Below are 13,842 nucleotides of genomic sequence, written 5' to 3' on the forward strand. Positions count from 1 at the left end.
ACAGATGCCGGCGGACGCCGGATATCGTGGGGGATCATGAGTGATCTCGTTGAGGCATCCGAAAAACTCAACGCCGGCGACCTGAGCGGCGCGATCCGCACGTTGCTGACCGCCGCGGCCGACGCGCCGACCGCGGAACTGGCGGCGCTCCTGGCCCGCGCCGGGCGCCTGGCCGGCTTCGACGACCTGGCCGAGGCGGCCGATGCGGTGGTTTCCGATCCCCGCGACGCCGTACTGCTGTACAAACTGGGCTGGGCCTGCATCGAGCGCGGCATCTCCCGGATCGCCATCCCCCTGCTGGAGGCCTCCCTCGAGGCGGCTCCGGGCCACCGCCGGATCGTGACCGAGCTGGCCGCCGCCTACGAGGACACCTACCGCTACGGCGATGCCGTCGCCGTCCTCGAGGCGAACGACGCCGGCCTGGACGATTGGCCGGACCGCTATCTGCTCGCCTTCTACAGCGTCATGTCCGGCGACCTGGACCGAGCCCGCCGGGCCGCCGCGCGCCTCGCCCCGGCGCCCCAGGACTGGGTTCACGCAAGCGAGCGCCTGTCCGGCATGCTCGAGCGCGCCGCTACCGTACCGGGCCCTCTCGACCAGCAGGCGCTGCGCCCCTGGCACTACGTCCTCAACGGCGGCGTCCTGCTGCACCTCTCCCCGTACGGCTTCGACGAGCCGATGCGCGGCCGCTACGCGTACCTGCACGACAGCCTGGCCGCCTTGCGCCGCACGATCGACCGCCTCCGCGTCGTGCTCGAGGCTGCCGGCCCGTCCGCGTCGAGCGTCAGCCTGCTGCCCGACCGGGGCAGCTCGATCTTCGGCCTGGCGCTGGCCTCCGCCCTGGGCCTGCCCGCCCAGCCGTACGCCCCCGGCCGCCGCGACACCATCATCGCCGCCTACGACCTGTCCGACCCCGACGTGCCCCTGCCGACGCTGGCCGAGCGCGCGCCGGGCGCGCTGCTCGTGGAACACGCGACGTCGTGGACGGACCCGGGCCCGGTCGCGCCGGACGCGACCGGGCTGCTGTACCAGTCGCTGGTGCCCGCGTGGGGCGAGCACATGCGCTTCCCGCCCGGCGGCGAGCCGGAGCAGGTCCCGGCGGACGACCGCCCCGCCGAGGCGCTGGCCGCCGCCGTCCTGGAGACCGCGCCCGACGAGGACGAGGTGGCCCCGGGCGACACCCCGGCGGACCTCGCGGCCTTCGCCGTCGGGCTCGCGGCGGGATGGCCCATCATCGGCCGCCGCGACCGCCTGTGGTCCCCCGGCCCGGTGCCGAGCGCCCGCTTCCTCTGAGCCTGCTCAGCGCTCCTTGCCGCTCCTGCGACGCACTGTGGTTGGGTGTCGACTGGCGTCGGTGAGAGTACGGGCGCCCTGCTGGGTTTGCCCGCGTGTATTCGATCAGTGATCGCCGTCCATCGACCGGCTCGTGGGACAGGTTGTCAGGCGGTCGCTCGTCGGTACCGGTGGGCGAGCCGGTGCAGGTGCGCGAGGAGTTCCGGCGGCCCGGTGACGTCTAAGTCTTCGCCGAGCAGGCCCAGATAGACGCCGAGGATCTCGACCGTGTCCGCGCCGGTGTGCAGGACGCAGGCGTGGTCGTCGATCGGTTCGACCGTGCCGACGGCCGGGCTGATCCGGTCGGCGACGACGTCGGCGGGCGCGTGCACGGTGACCTGTGCCCGGTAGCGCCAGGCGGCTGCGGACACGCTGCGCGACACGTACGCGGCGACGTCGTCGTCGGGCAGGTCGCGGGGTGTGAAGCGGGGGCCGGTCGGGGTACGGGGCCGTATCCGGTCGACTCGGAAGGTCGCGCCGGCCTCACCGCGTTGCAGGCCATCGAACACCTCGTCGGCCTGCAAGCGCAGACCCCGCACACCTGGTACGTAGGGCTGTGGAGCCGACTTGCCGACTGCCGGCCCGAGGACATCGGGGCACTGCTCACCCAACGACGGGCGGTACGGATCGCGCTCATGCGCTCGACGATCCACCTCGTCAGCGCGGCCGACGCGCTGGCGCTGCGCCCGCTCGTACAGCCGTCCCTGGACCGCGACCTGTTCACCAACCACACCCACGGCCGGTCGATGCGCGGACTGAACACCGCAGAGCTCGTCGCCGCCGGCCGGGAACTCCTCGACGAGCAGCCGCGCACCCCGGCGGAACTGGGCCGGCTGCTGGCCCAGCGGTGGCCGGACGGCAGCCCGGCGAGCCTCGCCTACGCGGTGCGCAATCTGCTACCGGTCGTACAACCCCGCCGCGCGGCGTGTGGGGAGCCAGTGGTCAGACCGTCCACGCGCCGCTCGAGTCATGGGTCGACGCGCCGCTGCGCACCGATCAGCCGATCGACCAGCTGGTCCTGCGATACCTGGCCGCGTTCGGCCCAGCGACCGTGCGCGACGTGCAGACCTGGTGCGGTCTCACCCGGCTGGCGGAGGTGCTGGACCGGCTCAGGCCACGCCTGGCCACGTTCCGGGACGACAACGGCGCCGAACTGTTCGACCTACCCGACGCCCCCCGACCCGACCCGCAGGTCTGCGCGCCCGCCCGGTACTTGTACGACTTCGACAACCTGCTGCTGTCGCACCACGACCGGTTCAGGGTGGTCACCGACGGCCTCCGCCGGCAGCGCTTCGCCCCGCACGGGCCCGCCCCCCGCCTGGTGCTCCTGGACGGCTTCACCGCAGCGACCTGGACGTTCGCCACAGCACAGGGCGCTGCGATCCTGACCGTGCACCCGTTCGCACAACTGTCCACGTCCGACCGCGAGGCGTTGACCGTCGAGGGCAGCGAGCTGCTGGACCTGCTCGCCCCCAAGGCGGCGCACGATATCCGTTTCACCGAACCGGCCTGAGAACCGCCTCATGCACCGGCAGGTGCTTGGCTGCATCCCACGCGTCAGGCGTTGCCGCGGGCCATGGCGATCAGGCGGTCGAGGACGGCGCCCGAGCTGACCCGCAGGCCGTCGTGCTCGTGTTCGTTGGTGACCCATGCTCGCGCGCCGCGGATCGCGGAGGCGGTGCGCAGTGAGTGGTCACGGTCGACGTACATGTCGTCGTAATAGACCGCGGCAACCACCGGGACCTCGTTTGCGGCCAGGCTCGCCGGATCGTAGAGGGCGGGCCAGTCCGCGCGGGCCGCGAGGAGCTCGGCGGCCTCGCGCATCGGAGTCAGGCCCGGGTCGGCGGCGAACTGCCAGGGGTAGATCATCTCGCCGGTGAAGAGGACCGGGGCGTCGGCGGTCGCGTCGAACTGCGGGTGCTCGGCGCGGACGCGGTGGGCGGCCCAGGCGGTGGGGCCCTCGCCCTGGGCGTAGATCGCCTCGTGCAGCAGCGCGTAGAGCGGCGTGGCGAGCAGGCTCAGCCGCTGCCGGACCCGGTCGAGGAAGACGTCGGACAGGGCGCCGGGCGCGTCGAAGGCGTCCTCGACGAGGTAGTGCAGCTCGTGCGAGCCGGTGCTGCTGCCCAGCGCCAGGCCCAGGGTCTGGAACCAGGCGGCGCTCAGTGGGGCGCCGTCGGGGAGCCGGACGTCGTGCTCGAGCAGGTACGTGGCGATGGCGCGGACGGCGGCCGCGTCGTCGGGGTACCGCGCGAAGTGCGCCGCGTTCTTCGCAGCCACGCGCGGGTAGGCGGCCCGGTAGACGTCCTCGGCGGTGGCGGTCAGCCCGGGCAGGCCGCCGGTGATCAGCACCTCGCGCAGGCCGGCCGGGGCGGTCGACAGGTACGTGACCGCGCAGAAGCCGCCGAAACTCTGCCCGAGCACGCTCCACGGCGCGCCGCCGAGCAGTCGCCGGCGTAGCAGTTCGGCGTCGCGGACGATGCTGTCGGCGCGGAAGTGCGACAGGTACCGCGCCTGCTCCTGCGGCCCGCCGCGGCGCAGCACGCTGTTCCGGCCGACCCGGGTGGAGCGGCCGGTGCCGCGCTGGTCGAGCAGGAGCACCCGGTAGTCCCGCAGCGCCCGGTCCAGCCAGCTGTCGCGTCCGATCGGCCGGGGCGAGGCACTGCCCGGCCCGCCCTGCAGGAACAGCAGCCAGGGCCGCTCGGCGCCGTCGGTCGCGGCCACCTCCCGGGCGAAGAGCGTGATCGTCTCACCGCCGGGATCGTCATGATCCAGCGGTACCTCTATGACGTGATCGGTCAGAACCGTGCCCGGATGCCGGAATGTGCTCACGGGCTGGACGCTACGCGGCGCTGCGGCGGGTGACCGCGCGGGTCTTGGCGCACCGTCAGTGCTCGTCCTTTCCGGTCTGGGGGCGGAACTCGAGGCCCTCGAAGCGACCGGTGCTCCGCCATGCGTCGATGTAGCGGAAGTACTCCGCCGGGCCGGCTGCGTAGCGGGACTGGTTGAGCCGCTCCCGGTGGCCGAGCGGGGCGCCCTCGTTGTTGTAGTAGCCGGGTGTGCAGTTCGCGTCGTAGGTCAACATCGTGGTCGGGTCCTCCAAGAGATCGACCCATGCCTCCTGCGCCGCTGCGGATGTTTCGACCTCTACTGCACCGGTGGCGCGCGCGTGGGCGATGACCGCGGCGGCGGTGGTTCCGGCTTCGACCAGGTTGTGGGTGACGTTGGAGATGAGGTTGGCGGCGTGCCCGGTCTGGATGACGAACAGGTTCGGGAAGCCGTGTACGTGGATGCCGTGCAGTGTCACCATGCCGTCGGCCCACGCCTTGGACAAGGGCACTCCGCCGCGGCCGACCGGGTCGAACCCCGACCTGCGCTCATAGGGCGTGCCGAACTCGAAACCCGAAGCCAGAATCAGGCAGTCGAGCTCGTAGTGCTGCCCGCCTACCCAGGCTCCGGTGGCGTCGATGCGCTCCACGCCCCGGCCGTCGGTGTCGACCAGCCGGACGGTGGGCCGGTTGAACGCGTCGAGATACTCGTCGTGAAAGCACGGGCGCTTGCAGCGCTGCCGGTACCACGGCTTGAGGGCCTCGGCCGTGGCCGGGTCGGAAACCACGGCATCGATGCGGGCCCGGATCTCGTCCATCTTCTCGTCGTCGGCCGCCTCGTAGGCCTGCCGGAAGTCCTTCGGCGTGAACGCGACGGCATCGGCGATGACCCGGTCTCGGATCCGCACGGCCATGTCCGTCCACCCGTCCATGACCAGGTCCTGTTCGGCGAACCCGCCGGTCTGCAGCGTGGCGAAGTTGCGCAGCCACTCGCGTTGCCATCCGGGGTCCAGTGCGGCGAACCACTCCGGGTCGATCGGCTGGTTGGCGCGGACGTCGACGGAGGACGGCGTGCGTTGGAACACGGTCAGCGATCCGGCGTCGCGTGCCAGTCGCGGGATGCACTGCACGGCGGTCGCCCCAGTGCCGATGATCCCTACCCGCTTGTCAGCCAACCCGGTCATGGGGGCGCCGGACGAGTCGCCTCCGGTGTAGTCGTACTCCCAGCGACTGGTGTGAAAGCAGCGGCCCTCGAAGGCGTCGATCCCCGCAATCCCGGGCAGTTTCGGACGGTTCAGCGGGCCGGTGCCCAAGGTCACGAAACGGGCCCGCAGTTCGTCGCCGCGGTCGGTGCGGACGCGCCACCGGCTCCGGTCCTCGTCCCAGACCAGTTCGCGCACCACGGTCGAGCACAGCGCGCCGTCGTTGAGGCCGTACTTCTCGGCGATGCCCCGGGCATGGGCGAGGATCTCCGGCGCTTCGACGTACTTGGCGGACGGGACACGTCCGGTCTCCTCCAGCAGCGGCAGGTACACCATGGCCGCGGTGTCACACATCGCCCCCGGGTACCGATTCCAGTACCAGACCCCGCCCAGACCACCCCCGGCCTCCACGATGCGGACATCGGTGACCCCGGCCTCGACCAGCCGGGCGCCGGTCACCAAGCCCGCGAACCCGCCGCCAATGATCACGACCTCCACGTCGTCCACCACCGGGTCTCGCTCCACCCAGGGCGTGTACGGGTCGGCGCTGAAGTGCGCGAAACGGCCGACCGGCTCCAAGTACTGGTCCGTGCCGTCAGGGCGGACCCGTTTGTCCCGCTCGATGCGGTAGCGGGCCCGAAGGTCGGGACGCTCGAGCGGGCCGACCTCTGTCTGATGGGCGCTCGACACGAGTCCATCCCCTTTTCGACGCAGCAACACAGTGAACGACACGGAGAAGACACCGAAAGCGATGAGGCTGGGTGTGGGCGATCGTGTAATTCCCCGGGTTGCGATCACGCATTTCCCCGGCGCGGGCCCTGTGGGATGACTCTACTTTGCTACTTATGTCGCGCGCCCGAATTCTTGGCACAGGGTTGGGTCGGCTCTGATCCGAGGAGCCGGGCCTCGACCGCACCGCCCCGGCTGCTGCCGTCGTAACGGTATGCTCGGCGGGCGTAACGGCTTCGGTTTCGGTAGCGAGTCACCCGGGAGGACGAGGCGTGACGGAGTTGCGGATCCGCAAGGCAACCGAGGCGGACGTGCCGGCGATCGTGGCGCTGCTCGCGGACGACCCGTTGGGCGCCGGCCGCGAGTCGCCCGACGACCTGACACCATACCTGCGGGCCTTCGCCGCCATCGAAGCCGACGCCAATCAGCTGCTCGTCGTCGCTGAGCGGGACGGGCGCACGGTGGGCACGCTCCAGTTGAGCCTGCTGCCAGGGCTGACCCGCCGCGGCGCCGCCCGTGGCCAGATCGAGGCCGTCCGGGTGGCCCGGGACGAACGCGGCAGCGGCCTCGGCGCCGCCCTGATGCAGTGGGCCATCGACGAGGCCCACGAGCGCGGTTGCCAGCTCGTGCAGCTCACCTCCGACGTGAGCCGCTCAGACGCGCACCGCTTTTACGAGCGGCTCGGGTTCGTCCCGACGCATGTCGGCTTCAAGCTAAACCTGGTCGCCGCGGTCCCAGACTGATGCGATGGTCGGGTGCGACCGGCCGACCGTCGCGGCCCGCAGTTCCCGGCGGCCCAAAATCCACGTGAACGGCAGGGCCACCCCCGGGGCAGGCGCCGGAGGTGGCCGATGCGTTCGTCGGTCAGCCGCCGTAGCTGAGCCCGTGTCCGAAGGGGTAGAGGGCGCCCGAACCGTCCGCTCGCGGAATCGTGACGGGCAGTTTGCCGACGGGGTTGACTTCCCCGAACAGCACGCGGGTCAGCGACTCCATCGAGGCGACCGTGTAGCCGTAGGTGGCAAGGTAGGTCGGCGCCGCGGTGAAGTACGAGATGTCATAGGGGTTGCGCATTCCCGACACGATGACCGGCTTGCCCGTCGCGAGCAACGCCTTGACCAGGGCCTGCTGGGCGGCGGCCGACGCGGTGGGCAGCCCGGTGTCGGCGTTGAGACTGGATGCGTTCATCGTCGACACCACCACGAGGTCGCTGCGCACGGCTTCGGCGACCACCTGGTTGATCCTGGTCTGGCTGGGTGTCGTGCCCGTCTCAGCGATCGTGACGGTCTGCCCGCGTCGACCGATGGCGTTGCCGAGCGCGCTCGTCGTCGCCACGCCCCACCCGGTCACGAGAACCTTCCGCGGGTCATGAGTGAGCGGCAGCACGCCGGCGTCGTTCTTGACGAGCGTCGTGGTGTGGTCGGTGATCAGCTGCGCGTCGGCGAGGTGGTCGGGCGCGCCGACGACCTTGTCCGCCAGCTCGACGTCGACGAACGGATGGTCGAACAGGCCCCGCTTCATCTTCAGCCGCAGGATCCGGTAGACCGAATCGTCAAGGCGGTGCATGGAGATCTCGCCGTTGCGGACGGCGTTGAGCACCGACGTGTAGGCGACGTCCATCTGGGGCGCCAGCACGAGCTGGTCGGCGCCGGCCTTGAACGCCTCGACCGGCGCGACGTTTGGCGGGTACGTGCTCGTCGCCCCTTGCATGTCGAGGGCGTCGGTGACGATGAGCCCGTCGTAGCCCAGTTCTTCGCGCAGCAGCCCGGTGAGGATGGGCTTGGACATCGTTGCCGGCGCGCCGCTGGAATCAACCGACCGGAGCACGACGTGTGCGGTCATGATCGTGTCGACGCCTTGGGCGATCGCGGCCCGGAACGGTGGCAGGTCGATCGCCTCGAGCTGCGCGCGGGTGTGTGTGACCTCCGGCAGGCCGAAATGGCTGTCCGTGGCGGTGTCGCCGTGCCCCGGGAAGTGCTTGGCGACCGTGGCCACACCGCCGGCGTGGTAGCCGGCCACCTGGGCAGCCACCATCTCGGAGACCAGGGTGGGGTCCTCACCGACCGATCGCACGCCGATGACGGGGTTGGCGGGGTTGACGTTGACGTCAGCGACGGGTGCGTAGTCCTGGTTGATCCCGACGGCCGCCAGCTCGGTGCCGATCACTTCGGCCGAACGGTGTGCGTCCGCTGTCGATCGTCCCGCGCCGAGGGCCATGTTGCCGGGCATCTCAGTGGCCGGCGCGACGAGCCGGTAGACGACAGCGCCACCCTCTTGGTCGGTGGAGATGAGCAGCGGGATCGACTGCCGCTGGCGGGCGGCAGCCGCCTGGAGCCCGTTGGACAACGTGGCGATCTGCCGCGGGTTTCGCACGTTGTCGGGCCCGCGTCTGGAGTCGAAGTAGATGACCCCACCCGGCTTGTACTTGTCGATGACCTGAGCCGGGGTGTCGACACCGTACAGTGCCTGGTTTCGGGCCGCCATGGCCGGGGACACGGTGTCGGCGTCCTGGCCGTACACCTCGACGACGAACAGCTGCCCGACCTTCTCCTCGAGGGTCATGTGCCGGATCGTGCTGATGATCTTGCCGCGGATCCCCGCATCATCCGAATGCCCGGGCCCACCAGTGTTCACCGCGCCGATCGGCCCCTGCCCCTCAGCGACCGCGGGGGCCGCCGTGGACGACAGAAGCGCACCGACCGAGACTGCGGCAATGCAGACTCGCCAACCGAACCGATGGCGCATGCGGACTCCTTGAGGTCCGGGGCGCGACTTGCGGCCGCGCCCCATCGCGACTGTCGATATTGATAATCACCGCCGGCTGCCCGGCCCGTCCGATGGGTGGGAAGGCAACGACTTCTAGCCGTAGAGCAGGTACGACCCGCGGCGGCCGTCGAAGTCCGCGAGTTCGCCGGTCCAGGCGCCGACCACGTCGTCGACGTCGGCGCCGGCGTCGATCATCTCCCGCAGCCGCGACGACCCGGTGAGCTTGTCGATCCAGTTGTCGGCCCGCCAGGCGAACGCCGCATACTTGCGAGCCTCCACGAGCATCGCGACGCCGACGCGGATCGGGTCGTACCGCTCCCGGTCGACCACCTTCACCTCGACGCCCGCGCAGAGTTTGTTGAGCAGTTGCGGCTTTTGTCCGGCCGCTGTGGGCGTGAAGTATGCCTCGCGGAACTCCACGCCCGGCAGGTTGCGGGCGTTGAGCCGGTCACCCCAGTGGTGGTCGAAGTCGCCGGCGAGGCCGCCGATCAGCTCGAACGGGCGGGTGGTGCCGCGACCTTCGGTGATCGACGAGACAGCCTCGAACATGCAGGTACCGGGGTAGACGAGCGCCGAGTCGGGGGTCGGCATGTTGGGGCTCGGCATCACCCACGGCACATCGGTGTCCGCGGCGAACTTGTCGCGCTTCCAGTGCTCGCAGGCGATCACCTGCAGGTCGGCCGACCGTCCCGCCTCGACCGGCAGGAACTCGGCGTTGAAGAACCGTGCGAGCTCCCCGACCGTCATGCCGTGCTGCTGCACGATCTCTTTCTTCCCGACCCCGGAGGTGTACCCGGCGGTCATCATCGGCCCGTACGCGCGTCCACCGATCGGGTTGGGCCGGTCCAGCACGACGTACCGCTTGCCGAGCCGGGCGGCCGCCACCATGGAGTCGTACATCGTCCAGATGTAGGTATAGAAGCGGGCACCGACATCCTGGATGTCGAAGACGAGGGTTTCCGCGCCCGACTTCGTGATGAGCTCACCCCACTTGGCCTGGGATGCGCCGTACGCGTCGTAGACGACGATGCCGGTGCGGGCGTCGGTCCCGGTGCCTTCGCTGCCGCCGGCCTGGGCCGAGCCCCGGAAGCCGTGCTCGGGACCGAAGGCGGCGACCACCTCCACCCGGCCGGAGCCGTGCATGAGGTCGACGAGGTGACGGTATTCGGCGTCGACCCCGGTCGGGTTGGACACGACCCCCACCTTCTGACCGGCCAGCGCCACGAAGCCGGAGCCGACCAGCACATCGAGGCCGGTCTTCACGCGGCGAACGCCGGGTTCGGCCGCCACGGGCGCGCCTGCGGCCGTTGCGGCCGCCGCGCCGAGCGCGCCCGCGGCGACAGTGCCGACGAGAAATCTCCTACGCTCCACGGAACCTCCTGCACAGCCGGCCTATCCAGAGCCGGTAGGTAAGTTACCTCGGCTCAAGGTTCTTGAAAGTTTCCTACCCAAATTGCTGGATGTCAATTGGGAACATGACGAATGTCTGCCCCGGTCACGGCAGCCTCCGGGCGACGACGTGGTGCCGGCCCCGCGGTCGGCGCCATACGGATTTCCGTGACGGTTACGGTGTGGCGGGGTTCGGGTCGCGGATGGTGCTGGTGTCGTTGCCGGCTTCGGAGGCGCCGACCCAAACCACGACCCTTGCTGCTGGTTCGAAACCTCGGGGCGGGTGGGTCAGGCTGCGTGTGCGCGGGAGCGCAGGCGGCGCAGCATGCGGGCGTCCTCGAAGCCCGCGGCGCGGGCGGCGGCCTCGACCGTGGCGCCGTGGCCGATCAGGTGCTCGGCGCGCTCCAGGCGCAGCAGCTGCTGGTAGCGCAGCGGGGTCAGGCCGGTGGCGTCGCCGAAGGCGCGGGTCAGGGTGCGCTCGCTCACGCCCGCGGCGCCGGCCAGGGCGCGCAGCGGGAGGCGTTCGGCGAAGCGGCCGTCGATGAGGTCCTGCACGCGGTGCACGACGTCGGAGAGGTGGTCGCGGTGGCGCAGCATCACGCTGTGCTGTGGTGCGTCGCCGTTGCGGCGGGCGTAGACGACCATCTCGCGGGCCACCTGGGCGGCGACCGCGGGGCCGTGCCGGGTCGCCACCAGGTGCAGCGCCAGGTCGATGCCGCTGGCGATGCCGGCCGAGGTGACGACCCGCTCGTCGACGACGTAGAGCACGTCGCGGACCACGCGGGCGGCCGGGTACCGCTCGGCCAGGTGGTCCTGCAGGTCGTGATGTGTCGTGCAGCGGCGGCCGTCGAGCAGGCCGGCCTGGCCCAGGGCGTCGGCGCCGGCGCAGACGCTGGCCACGGTGCCGCCGGCGGCGTGGTGTCCGGCGAGTCTTGCGCGGGTCGATCCGGTCAGCACGCCGTGCACGCCGAAGCGGTGGCCGCGCCAGCCGGGGACGAGCACGAGGTCGTCGGGTGCCAGCTCGGGCCAGTCGAGCGACGCGCGCAGCGGCACGCCCTGCGCGGTGGGCACGTCCTCCAGCTCGGCCACGTAGTGCAGCTCGTAGCCCAGGCCGAGGTCGCGCACGGTGGAGAACACCTGTGCGGGTCCGGCCAGGTCGAGCAGGTGCACCTGCGGCACGAGCAGGAAGACGACTCTCACCGGGCGAGGACCTCCTTGACGGTGGCGACGGTCGCGAAACGCCCGGCCAGAGCATATTCCGTGCGCGCGATGACGTCGGCGACCGGCAGCGTGCGGGGGCTGGCGAGGATCTCGTCGTACGGGCGGTCGCGCTCGGCCACGTGCGGGATCGGGAACGTCGCGGTCGCCTCGGTGACGAACGTGACCTCGTACCCGAGGTCGCACCCCACCCGCGTGGTCGTCTCGCAGCACCACTCGGTCTGGATGCCGGTCACGATCAGGTGGCGGATGCTCTCGGCGGTGAGCAACTGCTGCAGGCCGGTCGTGGTGAACGCGTTCGCGGAGGTCTTGACCAGCTGCGGCTCGCCCGGCAGCGGGTCGAGGCCGTCGAGGTAGCGCACGTAGTCGTGGCCCGCCTCGGGGTCGAAGACGTTGCCGGTGCCGGGCTCGGTGTGCAGGACCCACACCACGAGGTCGCCGCGCTCGCGGGCGTCGGCGACCAGGGGCGCGACGGTGTCGGCGATGTCCGGGTCGGACACGGCCGCCCAGCTCGGGCGGCGGCGGAAGGACTCCTGGATGTCGATGATGAGCAGTGCGCTTCGCATGGCTTCGATCCTGCGCCGCGCCCGGCCGGCACGCCAGGCACGGCCCGGCACCGCACCGGACGGATCCGGTCACGCTGCCGCCACTCGACGCGTCCCATAATATGGGAGATCAATACCGAAGTTTGAGAACGCGGGCCTAGAGTTCGGGACATGCCGAGCAACGTCTACACCCACGGACACCACGAGTCGGTGCTGCGCTCACACCGCTGGCGCACCGCCGAGAACTCCGCCGCCTACCTGCTGCCGGTGCTCAACGAGAAGATGAAGGTGCTCGACGTCGGTGCCGGGCCGGCCACGATCACCCGCGACCTGGCCGCCCTGGTGGCGCACGTGACCGCCCTGGAGGTGACCGACGAGGCCGTCGAGCTCGCCCGCGAGGGCCTCGCCGGGGTCGCCAACGCCGAGGTCGTCAAGGGCGACGTGCACGCGCTGCCGTACCCCGACGACACGTTCTGCGTCGTGCACGCGCACCAGGTGCTGCAGCACGTCGCCGACCCGGTGGCGGCGCTGCGCGAGATGCACCGCGTGTGCAAGCCCGGCGGCTACGTCGCCGTGCGCGACAGCGACTACGCCGGGTTCGTGTGGTACCCCCAGCTGCCCGAGCTCGACGAGTGGATGGCGCTGTACCAGCGCATGGCCCGCGCCAACGGCGGCGAGCCCGACGCCGGGCGCCGGCTGCTGGCCTGGGCGCGCCGGGCCGGGTTCACCGACGTCACGGCGACGTCGAGCACCTGGTGCTACGCCGACGACGAGGACCGCGCGTGGTGGGGCGGCATGTGGGCGGACCGCGTGGTCTCCTCGGCGATGGGGCGCCAGGCGCTCGCCTCCGGGGTACCGCTGGCGGACCTGCAGCGCATCGCGGACGCCTGGCGGCGGTGGGCGGCCGACGGCGACGGGTGGATCTCCATCGTGCACGGGGAGGTCCTGGCCCGTCCGGCGAAGTGACCTACCGTGTGCTGATGCGCCGACTGCCCCCCGACCTGCACACCCACAGCGAGTTCTCGTGGGACACCGACACCGGCGACATGGAGGGGTCGTGCGCCCGGGCCGTCGAGCTCGGGCTGCCGGCGATCGCGTTCACCGAGCACACGGACTTCGTGACCTGGACCGTCGACCCGTCGCTGCTGCCGGACCGGATGGCGCGGCACCTGGCCGACCCGACCCACCTGGCGCCGCCGCCGCTGGACGTCGAGGGCTACCTCGAGGCGATCGAGCGGTGCCGCGCGAAGTACCCGGAACTGAAGATCATCACCGGCGTCGAGCTCGGCGAACCGCACTGGTTCGCCGAGCCGGCCGCGGCGCTGCTGGCCAGTCACCCGTTCGAGCGCGTCATCGGCTCGCTGCACTCGATCAGCGTCGCCGGCCGGCACTGTCTCGTGGAGGACGAGTTCGCGCTGCGCGGCGTGCCGGACGTGCTGCGCGAGTACTTCGCCGAGACCATCCGCATGATCGTGTCCTGCGGCGACTTCTCGACCCTGACCCACCTCGACTACCCGCTGCGCTACCTGCCGCAGGACCGGGCCACCCGCCTCACGGACTTCGAGGAGGAGGTGCGCGCGGTCCTCGCGGCCCTCGCCGGGACCGGCCGCGCCCTGGAGGTCAACACCCGGCGCGACCTCGAGCCGGAGGTGCTGCACTGGTGGCGCGAATCCGGCGGCACCGCGGTGAGCTTCGGCAGCGACGCGCACCGGCCCGAGGCGGTGGCGACCGGGTTCGCCGCGGCCGCCGCCAAGGCCGAGTCCGCCGGCTTCCGTCCGGGCCGCCACCCGTACGACCACTGGATTCGCTAGTGGCGTGACCGCGAAGCTATCCGGCAGC

Annotated in this window: 12 protein-coding genes and 1 pseudogene; 6 read left to right on the top strand and 7 right to left on the bottom strand. The window is 71.2% G+C overall.

Going from position 1 to position 13,842, the window contains the following annotated elements:
* The first annotated feature begins 36 nt into the window (after positions 1 to 36).
* On the top strand, positions 37 to 1,293 hold the full coding sequence (locus ABD901_RS22905) for a tetratricopeptide repeat protein (protein ID WP_345129164.1): 1,257 nt from the start codon (positions 37 to 39) through the stop codon (positions 1,291 to 1,293).
* Between the two features lie 146 nt (positions 1,294 to 1,439).
* On the opposite strand, the gene ABD901_RS22910 is transcribed toward ABD901_RS22905, so the two are convergent.
* The gene (locus ABD901_RS22910; RefSeq protein ID WP_345129165.1) at positions 1,440 to 1,871 is read right to left on the bottom strand and encodes a WYL domain-containing protein; all 432 of its coding nucleotides are present in this window, start codon (positions 1,869 to 1,871) and stop codon (positions 1,440 to 1,442) included.
* On the opposite strand from ABD901_RS22910, the pseudogene ABD901_RS59095 reads away from it, so the two are divergent.
* Both ABD901_RS59095 and ABD901_RS22915 read left to right on the top strand, forming a co-directional pair.
* Positions 1,824 to 2,171: pseudogene (locus ABD901_RS59095) on the top strand (DNA glycosylase AlkZ-like family protein); the annotation flags it as partial. The gene ABD901_RS22910 and the pseudogene ABD901_RS59095 sit on opposite strands and share 48 nt — an antisense overlap.
* Positions 2,172 to 2,179: 8 nt before the next feature.
* Positions 2,180 to 2,845 carry a DNA glycosylase AlkZ-like family protein gene (locus ABD901_RS22915; protein WP_425556711.1) on the top strand — a complete coding sequence of 222 codons (666 nt, stop codon included), beginning with the start codon at positions 2,180 to 2,182 and terminating at the stop codon, positions 2,843 to 2,845.
* Positions 2,846 to 2,889: 44 nt separating this feature from the next.
* Here the strand turns inward: ABD901_RS22915 and ABD901_RS22920 are convergent, their stop codons facing one another.
* Both ABD901_RS22920 and ABD901_RS22925 read right to left on the bottom strand, forming a co-directional pair.
* Positions 2,890 to 4,161 (bottom strand): alpha/beta fold hydrolase, encoded by a 1,272-nt coding sequence (locus ABD901_RS22920; RefSeq protein ID WP_345129166.1) that lies wholly within the window; start codon positions 4,159 to 4,161, stop codon positions 2,890 to 2,892.
* A 55-nt stretch (positions 4,162 to 4,216) separates the two neighbouring features.
* Positions 4,217 to 6,049, bottom strand: a complete 1,833-nt coding sequence (locus ABD901_RS22925) for a flavin-containing monooxygenase (RefSeq protein ID WP_345129167.1) — start codon at positions 6,047 to 6,049, stop codon at positions 4,217 to 4,219.
* Positions 6,050 to 6,360: 311 nt separating this feature from the next.
* Between ABD901_RS22925 and ABD901_RS22930 the strand changes: the two genes are divergently transcribed.
* Complete coding sequence (locus ABD901_RS22930) at positions 6,361 to 6,831, top strand: GNAT family N-acetyltransferase (RefSeq protein WP_345129168.1); 471 nt, start codon at positions 6,361 to 6,363, stop codon at positions 6,829 to 6,831.
* Between the two features lie 121 nt (positions 6,832 to 6,952).
* Here ABD901_RS22930 and ABD901_RS22935 read toward each other — a convergent pair whose 3' ends face one another.
* The 4 genes from ABD901_RS22935 to ABD901_RS22950 all read right to left on the bottom strand — a co-directional run bounded on the left by ABD901_RS22935 (position 6,953) and on the right by ABD901_RS22950 (position 12,024).
* Positions 6,953 to 8,647 (bottom strand): glycoside hydrolase family 3 protein, encoded by a 1,695-nt coding sequence (locus tag ABD901_RS22935; protein ID WP_345129169.1) that lies wholly within the window; start codon positions 8,645 to 8,647, stop codon positions 6,953 to 6,955.
* 297 nt (positions 8,648 to 8,944) lie between these two features.
* On the bottom strand, positions 8,945 to 10,222 hold the full coding sequence (locus ABD901_RS22940) for an exo-beta-N-acetylmuramidase NamZ family protein (protein ID WP_345129170.1): 1,278 nt from the start codon (positions 10,220 to 10,222) through the stop codon (positions 8,945 to 8,947).
* 306 nt (positions 10,223 to 10,528) lie between these two features.
* Positions 10,529 to 11,440 carry a GlxA family transcriptional regulator gene (locus tag ABD901_RS22945; protein WP_345129171.1) on the bottom strand — a complete coding sequence of 304 codons (912 nt, stop codon included), beginning with the start codon at positions 11,438 to 11,440 and terminating at the stop codon, positions 10,529 to 10,531.
* Positions 11,437 to 12,024: a cysteine hydrolase family protein gene (locus ABD901_RS22950; RefSeq protein ID WP_345129172.1), complete on the bottom strand. Its 588-nt coding sequence runs from the start codon at positions 12,022 to 12,024 to the stop codon at positions 11,437 to 11,439. Before ABD901_RS22950 ends, ABD901_RS22945 begins: the two co-directional genes overlap by 4 nt.
* A 150-nt stretch (positions 12,025 to 12,174) precedes the next feature.
* Between ABD901_RS22950 and ABD901_RS22955 the strand changes: the two genes are divergently transcribed.
* Together ABD901_RS22955 and ABD901_RS22960 are read left to right on the top strand one after the other, a co-directional pair.
* Positions 12,175 to 12,969, top strand: coding sequence for a class I SAM-dependent methyltransferase (locus tag ABD901_RS22955; protein WP_345129173.1), 795 nt, complete (start codon positions 12,175 to 12,177; stop codon positions 12,967 to 12,969).
* 14 nt (positions 12,970 to 12,983) lie between these two features.
* The gene (locus ABD901_RS22960; RefSeq protein ID WP_345129174.1) at positions 12,984 to 13,814 is read left to right on the top strand and encodes a histidinol-phosphatase HisJ family protein; all 831 of its coding nucleotides are present in this window, start codon (positions 12,984 to 12,986) and stop codon (positions 13,812 to 13,814) included.
* Positions 13,815 to 13,842: the final 28 nt, after the last annotated feature.

It is taken from the genome of Dactylosporangium darangshiense (assembly GCF_039537565.1).
GTDB classification, from domain to species: domain Bacteria; phylum Actinomycetota; class Actinomycetes; order Mycobacteriales; family Micromonosporaceae; genus Dactylosporangium; species Dactylosporangium darangshiense.

What these genes read in the sequence shown, in the direction of transcription:
- ABD901_RS22905 (WP_345129164.1), top strand. Translation starts at nt 37, where the DNA reads ATGAGTGATCTCGTTGAGGCATCCGAAAAACTCAACGCCGGCGACCTG.
- ABD901_RS22935 (WP_345129169.1), bottom strand. Translation starts at nt 8,647, where the DNA reads ATGACCCTCGAGGAGAAGGTCGGGCAGCTGTTCGTCGTCGAGGTGTAC.
- ABD901_RS22950 (WP_345129172.1), bottom strand. Translation starts at nt 12,024, where the DNA reads ATGCGAAGCGCACTGCTCATCATCGACATCCAGGAGTCCTTCCGCCGC.
- ABD901_RS22955 (WP_345129173.1), top strand. Translation starts at nt 12,175, where the DNA reads ATGCCGAGCAACGTCTACACCCACGGACACCACGAGTCGGTGCTGCGC.
- ABD901_RS22960 (WP_345129174.1), top strand. Translation starts at nt 12,984, where the DNA reads ATGCGCCGACTGCCCCCCGACCTGCACACCCACAGCGAGTTCTCGTGG.